We start from the raw sequence: 14531 nt of genomic DNA, 5'->3' as shown, positions 1-14531 counted from the left end.
CGACCCCGGGAAGGCGTGGCTTCCCGGGGTCGACCCGGTTCAGGAGGCGGCGCCGGCGGTGACGCCGGTCGCCTCGGCGGCGGCGCGGGCCGCCTCGTCGTCGGCGCGGCTGGCCTCCACCAGCTCACCGAGGGGGGTCAGCCGGAACGGCTCGTCGCCGGCCAGCTTCCAGTCGAAGCCCTTCGCGATCTCGAAGAGGTCCGCCTGGGTCAGCGCACGACCCCGGTCGTGCTCGGCCTGCAGCGCGGTCGGGTGGTACAGCTCGTAGCCGCCCGGGGTGTGCAGGGTGAGGAAGTGCGCGTCCACGGTGGGCAGCGTGGCCCAGGTGTGCTCCGTGCCGCGGCTGATGTGCGCGAGCCCGCCGGGACCGATCTCGACGACCTTGCCGTCCACGTACATCAGGAGGGCGCCCTCGATGACGAAGTAGGTCTCCTCCGAGTTGGGGTGCGTGTGCAGCGGCGGACCGGCGGTCGCCGCCACGACCCGCGCCTCCACGAGGGAGCTGACCCCGTTGGTGGCGGAGGTGGGCAGGACGATCTCGAAGCCACGGCGGCCCGCAGGGCGATCCTCGGGCAGGACGATGGTGGTCATGCTTTCCTTCCGGACGACGTGATCGGAGCAGAGGAGTGCGGTCGCAACAGGGGGAGGTCAGCGCACCGGGTCGGGGGTGCGCTCCGCGGACCGGGTGTGCACCACGTGGTACGTGTTGACGATGTAGCGCGTGGTCACCGCGTCGATACGCGCCTGGACCTTGCGCCGCGGCGCGGGCCACTGCTCGGCCGGGAAGTCCCGGAACTCCTCCCACTGCTCCCGCGAGTCCCACTGCGCGTACCGGACCACGAAGGAGCCCTCGTAGCCGCGGGAGCCGATGCCCCGCATGACGGTGTGCGACCGGTAGCCGGGGACGTTGCCCAGCCACTTCATCGACGCGCCCAGGGCGTCGATCAACTCGTCCTGCTTGTCGGCCTCGACACCGAAGAACTCGATGACGGTGTAGTCGCCGCGCTCCGGGTGCAGCTCCACGGTGCCGCCGAGCGACGCGTGGGTCTGCGAGTAGACGACCTCGTTCTGCAGCAGCATCATCGACGTCGTGATCTCGGAGAACGTCGGGATCGTGGCGTGCTTGAACTTGTCGTCCTCGTAGCGCTGCATCAGGTCCTCGACGCTGCGCCACTGGATGAAGTTGGCCGTCCCGAGCTTTTCCTGACCGCTGTGGACGGTGCTGGAGATCCAGCCCGGAAAAGCGGCGGTGTCCACGATCGCGCGCATTTCGTCGAGCAGGCGGTCCTGCTTTTCCGGCGCATCCGTGGTGAACACGTTGAGGACGGTGAGGTACCGGTCCTCCGGCGATACCTTGGGCATGCTTCTCCTCGTTCTCGTGAGCGGAAAGCTGGCGGGTCGGGTCAGCGGGACGGGCCGAACCAGCGCGACAGGGCCTCGTCGAGCCCGGCCGCGCCGGCACCGGCCGGCGCGACCCAGGCGACGTAGCCGTCCGGACGGACCAGGACGGCGTCCAGGCCGTGGAACGGGTCGTCCGGGTCGGCGGTGTGCGGCGTGGCGCGGACCACGTCGACCCGGTCGGTCCAGCCGGTGGCGGCCTGCGGACCGGCGGTGTCGTCGCCGAACGCGAACAGCACGCCCCGGCCCCGGTGGAGCTGCTCGAACGTCGTGCTCTTGCCGGAGCCGTCGAACTCGCCGACCAGCTCCTGGTTCGGGATCCGCCGGCCGAGCAGCGGGTGCTCGCCCGCGCCGACGTCGTACCGGATGTCCAGGCCGGTGACCATCCCGACCAGGTGCTCCTGGACGTCCGGGTACCGCACCAGCTCACCGAGGAGCTCGCGCAGCGGCTGCATCGCCTCGCCGCCCAGGTAGAGCCAGCGCTGCGCGAGGGTGTTCATCACCACCCGCCCGTCGACCGGGTGCCGCTCGGTGTGGTACGTGTCGAGCAGGCCCTCCGGCGCGTGGCCGTGGATCTCGGCGGCCAGCTTCCAGCCCAGGTTGACCGCGTCCTGGATGCCCGCGCTCATGCCCTGGCCGCCGATCGGCATGTGGATGTGCGCGGCGTCGCCGGCGAGCAGGATCCGGCCGCGCCGGTACTCGGCGGCCTGCCGGCTGGAGTCGGTGAACCAGCTGACCCAGAGCGGCTTGCCGCCCCGGATGTCCTCCCCGGTCAGCCGCTCGAAGGCGTCGGCGACCTCGGCGAAGGTCGGCGGCTCGGTGGAGTTGCGCAGGCCGGTCGCGTGCTCGAAGACGACCACCCGCTGGGCCACCGGGCCCAGCGGCAGCACCATCACCATGCCGCCCGGCACCAGCTCGCCGGAGAAGCGCAGGCGCAGGTCGCAGCCGGCCACGTCGGCCAGCCACATCTCCATGGTGGGGTCGGTGCCCGGGAAGTCGATCCCGGCGGCCTTGCGGACCGTGCTGCGCGCCCCGTCGGCGCCGACCAGGTACTTCGCCCGCAGCGTCTGCTCGCCGTCGGCGGTGCGGACGACGACCGCGACACCCGTGCCGTCGTCGTCGACCGAGACGACCTCCTGGCCCCGGCGCAGCTCGGCGCCGAGCTCGACCGCCCGTTGGGCCAGCATGCCCTCGGTGCGCGACTGCGGGATACCGCGGGCGCCGTACGAGCCGCCCTTGATCACCCGGTAGTCGAGGGGCACGCCGCCGAAGTGTCCGAACGGGATCGTGCCGACCTCACCGAAGCGCGCCAGCAGGCCGCGCTGGTCGAACTCCTCGATCGTACGGGCCGAGAAACCCAGGGCGCGCGACTGCTGCATGGGCTCGGCGAGTCGATCCAGGACAATGGTCGAAACGTTGTTGAGCCGCAATTCGCCGGCGAGCATCAGGCCGGTCGGTCCGGCTCCTACGATGATGACTTCCGCATCGATTGTGTTCATCACGACCTTCCCGGTGGCATGTGTCCAGAAGTATTGCGACGGCGTCTCGGGCCCGTAAAGGGTTGCCGCTACAGGGCTTCGACAACTACGTCAAATCTTCGACAAGAAGCCGGGTCGGCGGCGATTCAGACGTTGAGTCCACGGATCCGCGTGACGGCGATCTCGACGACCACGCGATCGGGGAATTCCGGTGCTGGCGCCCGGTACCGCAGGCCGTACCGGCGGGCCCCCTCGGCGACCCGCGCCGGGTCGGTCCGGACCGTGGCGGGCCCCTCCAGGGTCACCCAGCGGAAGCCGGCGGTCTGGCAGAGCACCGCGTGGCTGCCCGGCCTCGCGAGCAGGTTGCGCACCTTGCGGGTAGCCGCCCGGGTGAGGACCCGGGCCAGGCCGGACGTGGGGTCCCAGGTGAACCGCACCGGTGCCACGTGCGGCCGTCCGTCGGGCCGCAGGGTGGTGAACGCGGCCACGTGGTCCTCGGCCAGGAACGCCTCGACCGCCGTGTCCACCGTGGTCGGTGTGGTCCGCATGCAGGTCCTCCCGTCGTCCGGACCGGCGCTGCGCCGGCCCTGTCCGATCGCACCATCCGTGCCGCTTGACGCAAATGCCGGAAACTCCGAACGTTCGTACAACAGAAGAACGCCGATATTGAAACAACCATTTAACCATATAGGAGGGTGGCGCTGTCTCGGTACACTCGACCCGGTCCGGAGGGGGCCGGGCATCGGGGGGAGCCGTGGGGGCGGTTTCTTCTATTCGGCCTGCCCGAGGGCGTCGTATTCCATCCGATCGGACACATTGGGGTACGCGTGAACGATAGGCCGCAGAACGTAAGCACTGTGATCGCGTCGCCGCCTGATGCATTGCGGATCCTCGTCGTGGAGAAGGACCTCCGGGACATGGAGGCGCTCGCCCGAGGGCTACGCCGGCACGGGCACGACGTGCGGCACGCCGCGACGGGGGAGGAGGCGTTGGCCTCCTATCAGGACACCGATCTGGTCCTGCTCGATCTGGAGCTGACCGATCTGGACGGGCTCGGCGTGTGTCGGGGGATCAGGGCGGCCTGTGGGGTGCCCATCATCGCCGTGACCGCCCTCGGCAGTGAACTGGACCGGGTGCTCGGCCTCCAGGCCGGCGCGGACGACTACGTGGTCAAGCCGTACGGGTTCCGCGAGCTGATGGCCCGGATCGAGGCGGTGATGCGGCGGGCCCGGCCGCTGCGCGTCAACGACGACGTGCTGCTGCGCGGGCCGCTGCGCATCGACGCGCGGTCGCGGGAGGTCAGCGTGCACGGGCGGCGCGTCGACGTCACCCGCAAGGAGTTCGACCTGCTCTGCCTGCTGGCGTCGGCCCCGGACACGGTCATCCCACGCCGGCAGATCATGTGCGAGGTGTGGGGCGACACCTGGTCGCGCCGGACGGTCGACACGCACGTGAGCAGCCTGCGCAACAAGCTCGGCAACAGCGACTGGATCATCACGGTGCGCGGGGTCGGATTCCGGCTCGGTGACCTGGCCCAGGTGTGAGTCGGTCCGGGGGGACCGCGACGCGCCCGACCACGCGATTTTGCACAGCTCTGACAGAAGTCCTGGCATAGACCTGACAGAATTTGTAATTCACCGTCTTGAACGGCCCTGACGATTCTTGCGAACCTGGTTCGCAGATATCCCGGACGTGTCGCCGAAATGTGCTGACGCCATTTCGGCCGACCGTATCACCCGCAGAGTCAGGAGTCCGGTCGTGGACACGGTCGTCCCCGCCATCCGCGGTCGCGCCACGGTGCGCGGTCCGGACCGGCGGCCGGCCGGTCCCGCCGGCCGCCCCGCCCCGGACCGCACCCCGGACCGGGGCGGGCCCGGCGTCCGGCCGGGTCCGGGCACCGCCGTCCGCGCGTTCTGGAGTCGAGCCGATCCGGAAGGAAGAACTCCATGCACAGCACACTGATCGTGGCACGGATGGACCCGGCGTCCAGCCGCGACGTCGCCGAGCTGTTCGCCGGCTTCGACGCCGGTGAGATGCCGCACCGGATGGGCACCCGCCGACGTCAGCTCTTCAGCTACCGCGGCCTCTACTTCCACCTGCAGGACTTCGACGACGAGGACGGCGGCGAGCGGATCCAGCGGGTCCGCCACGACCCCCGCTTCGTCCAGATCAGCGAGGACCTCAAGCCCTTCATCGAGGCGTACGACCCGCAGACCTGGCGGTCGCCGGCCGACGCGATGGCGACCCGCTTCTACTCCTGGGAGGGCTCGGCGTGACCGAGAGGCGAGTAGTCATCACCGGCATCGAGGTGCTGGCCCCCGGCGGTGCCGGAACGAAGGACTTCTGGAGCCTGCTCACCGACGGCCGCACCGCGACCCGGACCATCACCTTCTTCGACCCCGCCCCGTTCCGGTCCCAGGTCGCCGCCGAGATCGACTTCGACCCCGAGCAGCACGGCCTGACCCCGCAGGAGGTCCGGCGGATGGACCGGGCCGCCCAGTTCGCCGTGGTCGCCGCCCGGGGGGCGGTCGCCGACAGCGGACTGGTGTTCGACAACGTCCACGAGCACCGCACCGGGGTCGCCATCGGCAGCGCGGTCGGCGCCACCATGTCGCTGGACCAGGAGTACCGGGTGGTCAGCGACGGCGGCCGGCTGCACGAGGTCGACCACACCTACGCGGTGCCGCACCTCTACGACTACCTGGTGCCCAGCTCGTTCGCGGCCGAGGTGGCGTGGGCGGTCGGCGCGCAGGGCCCGGCCACGGTGATCTCCACCGGCTGCACGTCCGGCATCGACTCGGTCGGCTACGCCGTCGAGCTGATCCGGGAGGGCAGCGCCGACGTGATGGTCGCCGGGGCCACCGACGCGCCGATCTCACCGATCACCATGGCCTGCTTCGACGCCATCAAGGCCACCTCGCCCCGGCGGGAGCAGCCGGAGACCGCGTCCCGGCCGTTCGACGCCACCCGCAACGGCTTCGTGCTCGGCGAGGGGACGGCGGTGTTCGTGCTGGAGGAGATGGAAAGCGCCCGGCGGCGCGGCGCGCACGTCTACGCCGAGATCGCCGGCTACGCCACCCGCAGCAACGCCTTCCACATGACCGGGCTGCGGCCGGACGGCAAGGAGATGGCCGAGGCGATCCGGACCGCGCTGGGCGAGGCCCGCCTCAACCCCGACGACATCGACTACATCAACGCCCACGGCTCCGGCACCAAGCAGAACGACCGGCACGAGACCGCCGCGTTCAAGGACAGCCTGGGCGAGCACGCGTACCGGATCCCGGTCAGCTCGATCAAGTCGATGGTCGGGCACTCCCTCGGGGCGATCGGCGCCATCGAGATCGCCGCCTGCGCGCTGGCGATCGAGCACAACGTCGTACCGCCGACCGCGAACCTGCACCACCCGGACCCGGAGTGCGACCTGGACTACGTGCCGCTGACCGCCCGCGAGCACCGCACCGACGCGGTCCTCACCGTGGGCAGCGGCTTCGGCGGCTTCCAGAGCGCGATGGTGCTCACCGGACCCGGACGGAGGCCGTGATGACGGACCCGGTGGTGGTGACCGGCCTCGGCATCGTGTCGCCGACCGGCCTCGGTACGGCGCCTTACTGGTCGGCGACCCGGCGCGGGGTGAGCGGGATCGGCCCGATCACCCGCTTCGCGGCGGACGGCTACCCGGCCCGGCTGGCCGGCGAGATCAACGGCTTCGTCGCCGGGGAGCACCTGCCCGGCCGGCTGCTGCCGCAGACCGACCGGATGACCCAGCTCGCGCTGGTCGCCGGTGACTGGGCGCTGGCCGACGCCGGGATCACCCCGGCCGACCTGCCGGCCTTCGACATGGGCGTCTGTACGGCCAGCGCGCAGGGCGGCTTCGAGTTCGGCCAGAACGAGCTGCGCAACCTGTGGAGCCAGGGCAGCCGGTACGTCAGCGCGTACCAGTCGTTCGCCTGGTTCTACGCGGTCAACAGCGGGCAGCTCTCCATCCGTAACGGGATGAAGGGCCCCAGCGGCGTGGTGGTGAGCGACCAGGCCGGCGGCCTGGACGCGGTGGCCAACGCCCGCCGGCAGATCCGCAAGGGCACCGCGGTGATGGTCACCGGGGCGGTGGACGCCTCCCTCTGCCCGTGGGGCTGGGTGGCGCAGCTCGCCAGCCGCCGGCTGAGCACCAGCGACGACCCGGACCGCGCGTACCTGCCGTTCGACGAGCGGGCCAACGGCCACGTCCCCGGTGAGGGCGGCGCCATCCTGGTGATGGAGCGCGCCAGCCGCGCGGTGGCCCGGGGCGCCCACGTGTACGGGCAGGTCGCCGGGTACGGCGCCACCTTCGACCCGGCGCCGGGCAGCGGCGGCCAACCCGGCCTGGCGCGGGCGATCCGGCTGGCCCTGGCCGAGGCGGACCTGCCGCCGGAGAACGTCGACGTGGTCTTCGCCGACGCCGCCGGCATCCCCGAGCTGGACCAGGCGGAGGCCGACGCGATCACCGAGGTCTTCGGCCCGTACGGGGTGCCGGTGACCGCGCCGAAGACCATGACCGGCCGACTCTACTCCGGGGCCGCCCCGCTGGACCTGGCGGCGGCGCTGCTCGCCATGGACGAGGGCCTGATCCCGCAGACGGTGAACGTCACCCCCGCCGAGCGGTACCGGCTGGACCTGGTGACCGACCACCCCCGGGCCGCCCAGCTGTGCAGCGCGCTGGTCCTGGCGCGCGGCTACGGCGGGTTCAACTCGGCCGTGCTGCTGCGGTCCGGCTACCCGCAGCGGGTCGCCGCCGCGCGCTGACCACGGCCCACCGACGCCGCGTACGACTACGAGAGGAAGACCATGACCGAACGCCAGTTCACCGTCGACGACCTGCACCGGATCCTGGTGGAGGGGGCCGGCGAGACCGAGGGCGGCGCCCTCGGCCCGGACACCATCGACACCACGTTCGACGAGCTCGGCTACGAGTCCATCGCCCTGCTGGAGACCGGCAGCCGGATCGAGCGGGAGTTCGGCGTCAGTCTCAGCGACGAGGACGTGATGGACTCCCGGACCCCACGGGGCCTGATCGAGGCGGTCAACACCCGCCTCGGCACCACCAGCGGCGCAGCGGTCTGAGGGGGAACGCGACATGTCCACGCAGCAGAAGGTCGCCCTGGTCACCGGCGCCACCAGCGGAATCGGCCTGGCCACCGCGCGCCTGCTGGCCCAGCAGGGTCACCAGGTCTTCATCGGGGCCCGGACCGAGGAGAACGTCACCGCCACCGTCAAGGAGCTGACCGAGGAGGGGCTGACCGTGGCCGGCGCCGCGGTCGACGTGCGCTCCACCGAGTCGGTGCGCGCCTTCGTCCGCGCCGCGGTCGACCGGTTCGGCCCGATCGGGGTGCTGGTCAACAACGCCGGGCGCAGCGGCGGCGGGGTCACCGCCGACATCGCCGAGGAGCTCTGGCTCGACGTGGTGGAGACCAACCTCAACAGCGTCTTCCGGGTCACCGTCGAGGTGCTCAACGCCGGCGGGATGCGGGAGCGCGGCTGGGGCCGGGTCATCAACATCGCCTCCACCGCGGGCAAGCAGGGTGTGGTGCTCGGCGCGCCGTACTCGGCCTCCAAGCACGGCGTCGTCGGCTTCACCAAGGCGCTCGGCAACGAGCTGGCGCCGACCGGCATCACCGTCAACGCGGTCTGCCCCGGCTACGTCGAGACGCCGATGGCGCAGCGGGTGCGGCAGGGGTACGCGGCCGTGCACGGCGTCACCGAGGACGACATCCTCACCCGCTTCCAGGCCAAGATCCCGCTGGGCCGGTACAGCACCCCCGAGGAGGTCGCCGGGCTGGTGGGCTACCTCGCCTCGGACACCGCCGCCTCGATCACGTCGCAGGCGCTGAACGTCTGCGGCGGCCTCGGCAACTTCTGACCCCCACCACACCGAGGAGGGCTGGCATGTCTGACGCCGGCACGCGCACCGTTGAGCACGACATCGAGATCGACGCCCCCGCCGACGAGGTCTACCGGCTCATCGCCGAGGTCGTCAACTGGCCGCAGATCTTCCCGCCGACCATCTACGTCGACCAGCTCGAGGCCGGCGAGGGCACGGAGCGGATCCGGATCTGGGCCACCGCCAACGGCACCGCCAAGAACTGGACGTCCCGCCGGGTGCTCGACCCGGTCGCCCGGCGCATCGAGTTCCGGCAGGAGGTGTCGGCGCCGCCGGTGGCGTCGATGTCCGGCACCTGGCTGCTGGAGCCGGCCGGCGAGGGGCGGACCCGGGTCCGGCTGCTGCACGAGTACCGGGCCGTCGACGACGACCCGGAGGGGCTGGCCTGGATCGACCAGGCGGTGGACCGCAACTCCCGGTCCGAGCTGGCCGCGTTGAAGACCAACGTCGAGCTGGCCACCGCCGCCGCCGAGGCGACCCTGTCCTTCGAGGACACCGTGCAGATCAACGGGCCCCGCAAGGAGGCGTACGACTTCATCAACGAGGCCCACCTGTGGGACCAGCGGCTGCCGCACGTGGCCCGGGTCACGCTGACCGAGGACACCCCGGGCCTGCAGGACCTGGAGATGGAGACCCGGGCCAAGGACGGCTCCACCCACCTGACCCGGTCGTACCGGGTCACCCTGCCGCCCAGCCTGATCGCCTACAAGCAGGTCACCCTGCCCAAGCTGATGAGCCTGCACACCGGCCGGTGGAGCTTCGAGGAGAACGCCGACGGGGTGGCGGTGACCTCCCAGCACACCATCGTGGTGAACACCGCGAACATCGCCGCGGTGCTCGGCCCGGACGCCACCGTCGTGCAGGCCCGCGACTACGTGCGGGACGCGCTGAGCACGAACAGCCGGGCGACCCTGGGCTACGCCAAGGAGCACGTCGAGAAGAACGCCGGGTCATGACCGGCACGCCGCCGCAGACGCGGGTGCTGGTGGTCGGTGCCGGCCCCGTCGGGCTCATGCTCGCCGGTGAGCTGCGGCTCGGCGGCGTGGACGTGACCGTGCTGGACCAGTTGCCGGTGCCGACCACCGAGTCGCGGGCCTCCACCGTGCACAGCCGGACGATGGAGCAACTGGACAGCCGGGGCCTGCTGGGCGGGCTCGGCACCGTGCCGAGCTCGCCCTGGGGGCACTTCGGCGGGATCCCGCTGGACCTGCGGCTGCCGTCGCCGTACCCCGGGGCCTGGAAGATCGACCAGGCCCGGATCGAGCGGCTGCTGGCCGACTGGGCGGTACGCCTCGGCGCGCAGGTCCGGCGGGACCGGCGGCTGCTCGACGTGGTCGACCACGGCGACCACGTCGAGGCCGTGGTCGCCACCGGCGTGGGGGAGGCCCGCATCCTGGCCACCCACCTCGTCGCCTGCGACGGCGAGCAGAGCACCGTGCGCGACCTGCTCCGGGCCGACTTCCCGGGCCGGTCGGCCGGCCGGGAACTGCTCCGCGCCGACGTGGCCGGGATCGACGTGCCGGACCGGCGGTTCGAGCGGCTGCCCGCCGGGCTGGCCATCGCCGCCCGCCGGCCCGACGGCGTCACCCGGGTGATGGTGCACGAGTTCGGCGCGCCCGCGCCGCAGGGGCCGACGGAGCCGACCTTCGCCGACGTCGCGCAGACGTGGAAACGGGTCACCGGCGAGGACATCAGCGGCGGCACCCCGCTCTGGGTCAACGCGTTCGGCGACGCCAACCGGCAGCTCACCCGCTACCGGCACGGCCGGGTGCTGTTCGCCGGTGACGCGGCGCACCAGCAGATGCCGGTCGGCGGGCAGGCGATGAACCTCGGCCTGCAGGACGCGGTGAACCTGGGCTGGAAGCTCGCCGCGGTGGTCCGTGGGCACGCCCCGGACGGGCTGCTCGACACGTACCACACCGAGCGGCACGCGGTCGGCGCGCGGGTGCTGGGCAACATCGCCGCGCAGTCGGCGCTGCTGCTCGGCGGCCCGGAGACCGGGGCGGTGCGGACGGTGCTGGCCGAGCTGATCCGGGTACCGGCGGTCCGGGCCCGGCTGGCCGGCATGGTCAGCGGCCTGGACATCCGCTACGACGTCGGCGCCGGCGACCACCCGCTGCTCGGCGCCCGCCTGCCGGCCACCGCGCTCACCGGGGACGGCGTCCGCACCGACACCACCGCCCTGCTGCACCCGGGGCGCGGGCTCCTGCTCGATCTCACCGGCGCCGGTCCCGACCGGGTCCGCCGGGCCGCCGCGCCGTGGCGCGGCCGGGTCACCGCCGTGGCGGCGGTACCCGAGCAACCGGGGCCGCTCGCCGGTGCCGGCGCCGTCCTGGTCCGCCCGGACGGCTACCTGGCGTGGACCGGTGCCGACCCCCGGGACGCCACCGCAGCGCTCGACCGATGGTTCGGGCCGCCGGCCACCCCGGCGCCCGCCGAAGACTAGGAGGCAGACCTCATGGACACCGATGTCATCGTGGTGGGCGCCGGCCCGACCGGCCTGATGCTCGCCGGGGAGCTGCGCCTGGGCGGCGCCCGCGTCGTCCTGGTGGAGCGGCTCGCCGAGCCCACCGGGCAGTCCCGTGGCCTGGGCTTCACCGCCCGTGCCATGGAGACGCTGGACCAGCGCGGCCTGCTGCCGCGCTTCGGGGAGCTGGAGACCAGCCCGCGCGGCCACTTCGGCGGGGTGCAGTTCGACTACTCCGTGCTGCCCGACGCGCACTTCGGCGCGCGCGGCGTCCCGCAGTCGCAGACCGAGGACGTGCTGGAGAAGTGGGCCACCGAGACGGGCGTGGACATCCGGCGCGGCTGGGAGCTGCGGGAGCTCACCGACGACGGCTCCGGCGTGACGATCGTCGCCGACACCCCCGACGGCACCCGCCAGCTACGGGCGGCGTACCTGGTCGGCTGCGACGGTGGGCAGAGCACCGTGCGCAAGCTCGTCGGCTTCGAGTTCGAGGGCACCCCGGCGACCCGGGGCATGTACCTCGCCGACGTGGTGGGCTGCGCGCTGCGGCCCCGCTTCCTCGGCGAGAAGCTGGCCAACGGCATGGTGATGGCGGCCCCGCTCGCCGAGGGCGTCGACCGGATCATCGTCTGCGAGCACGGCACCCCGCCCACCGAGCGGGAGCGGCAGGTCAGCTTCGAGGAGGTGGCCGCCGCCTGGGAGCGGATCACCGGCGAGAGCATCAGCCACGGCGGCTCGCTGTGGGTCAGCTCGTTCACCGACGCCACCCGGCAGGCGACCGAGTACCGGCGCGGCCGGGTGCTGCTGGCCGGCGACGCCGCGCACATCCACCTGCCCGCCGCCGGCCAGGGGCTCTCCGTCGGGGTGCAGGACGCCGCCAACCTCGGCTGGAAGCTCGCCGCCGTGGTCCGGGGGCACGCCCCAAAGGGACTGCTCGACACGTACCACGACGAGCGGCACCCGGTCGGCGCCCGGCTGCTGCTGAACACCCGGGTGCAGAACGCGGTCTTCCTCGGCGGCGAGGAGGCGGAGCCGCTGCGTACCCTCTTCACCGAGCTGATCTCGTACGACACGGTCGGCCGGCACCTGGCCGGCATGGTCAGCGGCTTGGAGGTCCGGTACGACGTGGGCGCGGGCGACCACCCGCTGCTCGGCCGGCGCCTGCCGCCGCGCGCCCTGCACGGCGCGGCCGGCGCGACCACCACCACGGAGCTGCTGCACCCGGCGACCGGGGTGCTGCTCGACCTCACCGACGACGCGGGGCTGCGCGCCGTCGCGGCCGGGTACGGCGACCGGGTCGCGGTGACCGTGGCGACCAGCGACGCCGCCGAGTTCGCCGGGGTCCCCGCGCTGCTGGTCCGCCCCGACGGGTACGTCGCCTGGGTGGGCGCGGAGCCGGACGGCCTGGCGGCGGCGCTGCGCCGGTGGTTCGGCGAGCCGGCGCCGGCCGGGCAGTGACGTGACCGTCCTGCCGGGCCGCGACCGGACGCGGGAGCTGGCGAGGCTCAAGGAGGAGTCCCGCCTCGGCACCGACCCCCGGGCCACGCAACGTCAGCACGCCCGGGGCAAGCTGACCGCCCGGGAGCGCATCGACGTGCTGCTGGACGAGGAGTCGTTCGTCGAGGTGGAGCCGCTGCGGCGGCACCGGGCCACCGGGTTCGGGCTGGAGAACAAGCGTCCCCTCACCGACGGGGTGGTCACCGGCTGGGGCACCGTGCACGGCCGGACCGTTTTCGTCTACGCCCACGACTTCCGGATCTTCGGCGGGGCGCTCGGGGAGGCCCACGCCGAGAAGATCCACAAGATCCTGGACATGGCGATCGCCGCCGGCGCCCCGGTGGTCTCGCTCAACGACGGCGCGGGCGCCCGGATCCAGGAGGGGGTGTCCGCGCTGGCCGGCTACGGCGGGATCTTCCAGCGCAACACCCGCGCCTCCGGGGTGATCCCGCAGATCAGCGTGATGCTCGGGCCGTGCGCGGGTGGGGCGGCGTACTCCCCGGCGCTGACCGACTTCGTCTTCATGGTCCGGGGTACCTCGCAGATGTTCATCACCGGCCCGGACGTGGTCCAGGCGGTGACGGGGGAGCAGGTCAGCCACGACGGCCTGGGGGGTGCCGACGTGCACGCCGAGCGGTCCGGCGTCGCGCACTTCGTCTACGACGACGAGCGCACCTGCCTGGCCGACGTGCGGTACCTGCTGTCCCTGCTACCCGGCAACAACCGCGAGATGCCGCCGACGGAGCCGACCCACGACCCGGCGGACCGGTGCTGCCCCACCCTGGAGAAGGTCGTCCCCACCGACGGCAGCCGCCCGTACGACGTGCGGGACGTCATCGCCGAACTCGTCGACGACGGCCAGTACCTGGAGATCCACGAGCGGTGGGCGACGAACGTGGTGGTCGCCCTGGCCCGGATGGACGGTCACGTGGTGGGGCTGGTGGCCAACCAGCCGATGTCGCTGGCCGGCGTGCTGGACATCGACGCCAGCGAGAAGGCGGCCCGGTTCGTCCAGCTCTGCGACGCGTTCAACATCCCGCTGGTCACGTTGCTGGACGTGCCGGGCTTCCTGCCCGGCGTCGACCAGGAACACGGCGGGATCATCCGGCACGGGGCGAAGCTGCTCTACGCGTACTGCAACGCCACCGTGCCCCGGATCTCGGTGGTGCTGCGCAAGGCGTACGGCGGCGCGTACATCGTGATGGACTCGCGCAGCATCGGGGCGGACCTGGCCCTGGCCTGGCCCACCAACGAGATCGCGGTGATGGGGGCGCAGGCCGCCGCCAACGTGATCTTCCGGCGGGAGATCGCCGCCGCCGCCGACCCGGACGCCACCCGGTCCGAGCTGGTCAAGCGGTACGAGGAGGAGCTGATGCATCCGTACTACGCGGCAGAGCGCGGCCTGGTCGACGACGTCATCACCCCGTCGGAGACCCGGCGGGTGCTCACCCGCGCACTGCGGATGCTGCGCGCCAAGCACGCCGACCTGCCGGCGCGCAAGCACGGGAACCCGCCCCAGTGACCCCGGCCCCACCGGCGGTCCGGGTGGTGCGCGGGCGGGCCACCGACGACGAGCTGGCCGCGCTGCTGGTCGTCCTCGCCCGGGCGCGCGCCGCCGGGCGGGACGACCCCGGCGCGGCCGGGGACCGCCCCCGGGCCTCCTGGGCCCATCTCGACGGCACCGGGTACCGCAGCCCGGCGAGCTGGCGCTGAGCCACGGGCCGGGCGTGTGCCGCCCGGCCCGTCGCGGGCGGCCCGTCGCGCCCGGGCTGTGTCG

The 14531-nt window shown here is 72.7% G+C and carries 15 protein-coding genes; 11 read left to right on the top strand and 4 right to left on the bottom strand.

Going from position 1 to position 14531, the window contains the following annotated elements; translation table 11 throughout:
- Positions 1 to 39: 39 nt before the first annotated feature.
- The 4 genes from AWW66_RS27860 to AWW66_RS27845 form a co-directional block, all read right to left on the bottom strand.
- Complete coding sequence (locus tag AWW66_RS27860; protein WP_067372372.1) at positions 40 to 591, bottom strand: cupin domain-containing protein; 552 nt, start codon at positions 589 to 591, stop codon at positions 40 to 42.
- A gap of 57 nt (positions 592 to 648) precedes the next feature.
- Complete coding sequence (locus tag AWW66_RS27855; RefSeq protein WP_067372370.1) at positions 649 to 1362, bottom strand: antibiotic biosynthesis monooxygenase family protein; 714 nt, start codon at positions 1360 to 1362, stop codon at positions 649 to 651.
- A 41-nt stretch (positions 1363 to 1403) separates the two neighbouring features.
- Complete coding sequence (locus tag AWW66_RS27850; RefSeq protein ID WP_067372367.1) at positions 1404 to 2897, bottom strand: FAD-dependent monooxygenase; 1494 nt, start codon at positions 2895 to 2897, stop codon at positions 1404 to 1406.
- A gap of 125 nt (positions 2898 to 3022) precedes the next feature.
- Complete coding sequence (locus AWW66_RS27845; RefSeq protein WP_067372364.1) at positions 3023 to 3424, bottom strand: pyridoxamine 5'-phosphate oxidase family protein; 402 nt, start codon at positions 3422 to 3424, stop codon at positions 3023 to 3025.
- A gap of 333 nt (positions 3425 to 3757) precedes the next feature.
- Here AWW66_RS27845 and AWW66_RS27840 point away from each other — a divergent pair, with 333 nt between their 5' ends.
- From AWW66_RS27840 to AWW66_RS27790, 11 genes are all read left to right on the top strand, one after another.
- Positions 3758 to 4420, top strand: a complete 663-nt coding sequence (locus tag AWW66_RS27840; protein ID WP_211272132.1) for a response regulator transcription factor — start codon at positions 3758 to 3760, stop codon at positions 4418 to 4420.
- A 402-nt stretch (positions 4421 to 4822) separates the two neighbouring features.
- Positions 4823 to 5152, top strand: a complete 330-nt coding sequence (locus tag AWW66_RS27835) for a TcmI family type II polyketide cyclase (protein ID WP_067372361.1) — start codon at positions 4823 to 4825, stop codon at positions 5150 to 5152.
- On the top strand, positions 5149 to 6417 hold the full coding sequence (locus AWW66_RS27830) for a beta-ketoacyl-[acyl-carrier-protein] synthase family protein (RefSeq protein ID WP_067372358.1): 1269 nt from the start codon (positions 5149 to 5151) through the stop codon (positions 6415 to 6417). The genes AWW66_RS27835 and AWW66_RS27830 overlap by 4 nt, the downstream gene beginning before the upstream one ends.
- Positions 6417 to 7655, top strand: a complete 1239-nt coding sequence (locus AWW66_RS27825; protein WP_067372355.1) for a ketosynthase chain-length factor — start codon at positions 6417 to 6419, stop codon at positions 7653 to 7655. Before AWW66_RS27830 ends, AWW66_RS27825 begins: the two co-directional genes overlap by 1 nt.
- Before the next feature lie 42 nt (positions 7656 to 7697).
- Positions 7698 to 7973: an acyl carrier protein gene (locus AWW66_RS27820; RefSeq protein ID WP_067372352.1), complete on the top strand. Its 276-nt coding sequence runs from the start codon at positions 7698 to 7700 to the stop codon at positions 7971 to 7973.
- 13 nt (positions 7974 to 7986) lie between these two features.
- Positions 7987 to 8769 carry a 3-oxoacyl-ACP reductase FabG gene (fabG, locus tag AWW66_RS27815; RefSeq protein WP_067372349.1) on the top strand — a complete coding sequence of 261 codons (783 nt, stop codon included), beginning with the start codon at positions 7987 to 7989 and terminating at the stop codon, positions 8767 to 8769.
- Between the two features lie 26 nt (positions 8770 to 8795).
- Positions 8796 to 9746, top strand: coding sequence for an aromatase/cyclase (locus tag AWW66_RS27810; RefSeq protein ID WP_067372346.1), 951 nt, complete (start codon positions 8796 to 8798; stop codon positions 9744 to 9746).
- Entirely contained in the window at positions 9743 to 11236 is a 1494-nt protein-coding gene (locus AWW66_RS27805) for an FAD-dependent monooxygenase (protein ID WP_067372343.1), read from the top strand. Before AWW66_RS27810 ends, AWW66_RS27805 begins: the two co-directional genes overlap by 4 nt.
- A 12-nt stretch (positions 11237 to 11248) precedes the next feature.
- The gene (locus tag AWW66_RS27800; RefSeq protein WP_067372340.1) at positions 11249 to 12715 is read left to right on the top strand and encodes an FAD-dependent monooxygenase; all 1467 of its coding nucleotides are present in this window, start codon (positions 11249 to 11251) and stop codon (positions 12713 to 12715) included.
- 1 nt (position 12716) lies between these two features.
- Positions 12717 to 14276 (top strand): acyl-CoA carboxylase subunit beta, encoded by a 1560-nt coding sequence (locus AWW66_RS27795; RefSeq protein WP_067372337.1) that lies wholly within the window; start codon positions 12717 to 12719, stop codon positions 14274 to 14276.
- The gene (locus AWW66_RS27790; protein WP_067372334.1) at positions 14273 to 14467 is read left to right on the top strand and encodes an acyl-CoA carboxylase subunit epsilon; all 195 of its coding nucleotides are present in this window, start codon (positions 14273 to 14275) and stop codon (positions 14465 to 14467) included. The genes AWW66_RS27795 and AWW66_RS27790 overlap by 4 nt, the downstream gene beginning before the upstream one ends.
- Positions 14468 to 14531 lie beyond the last annotated feature (64 nt).

Origin of the sequence: Micromonospora rosaria (assembly GCF_001567585.1) — a bacterium.
Classification (GTDB): Bacteria; Actinomycetota; Actinomycetes; order Mycobacteriales; family Micromonosporaceae; genus Micromonospora; species Micromonospora rosaria.
Note: the sequence above shows the minus strand (reverse complement) of the source record. Positions and strands in the feature narration are given on the sequence as shown.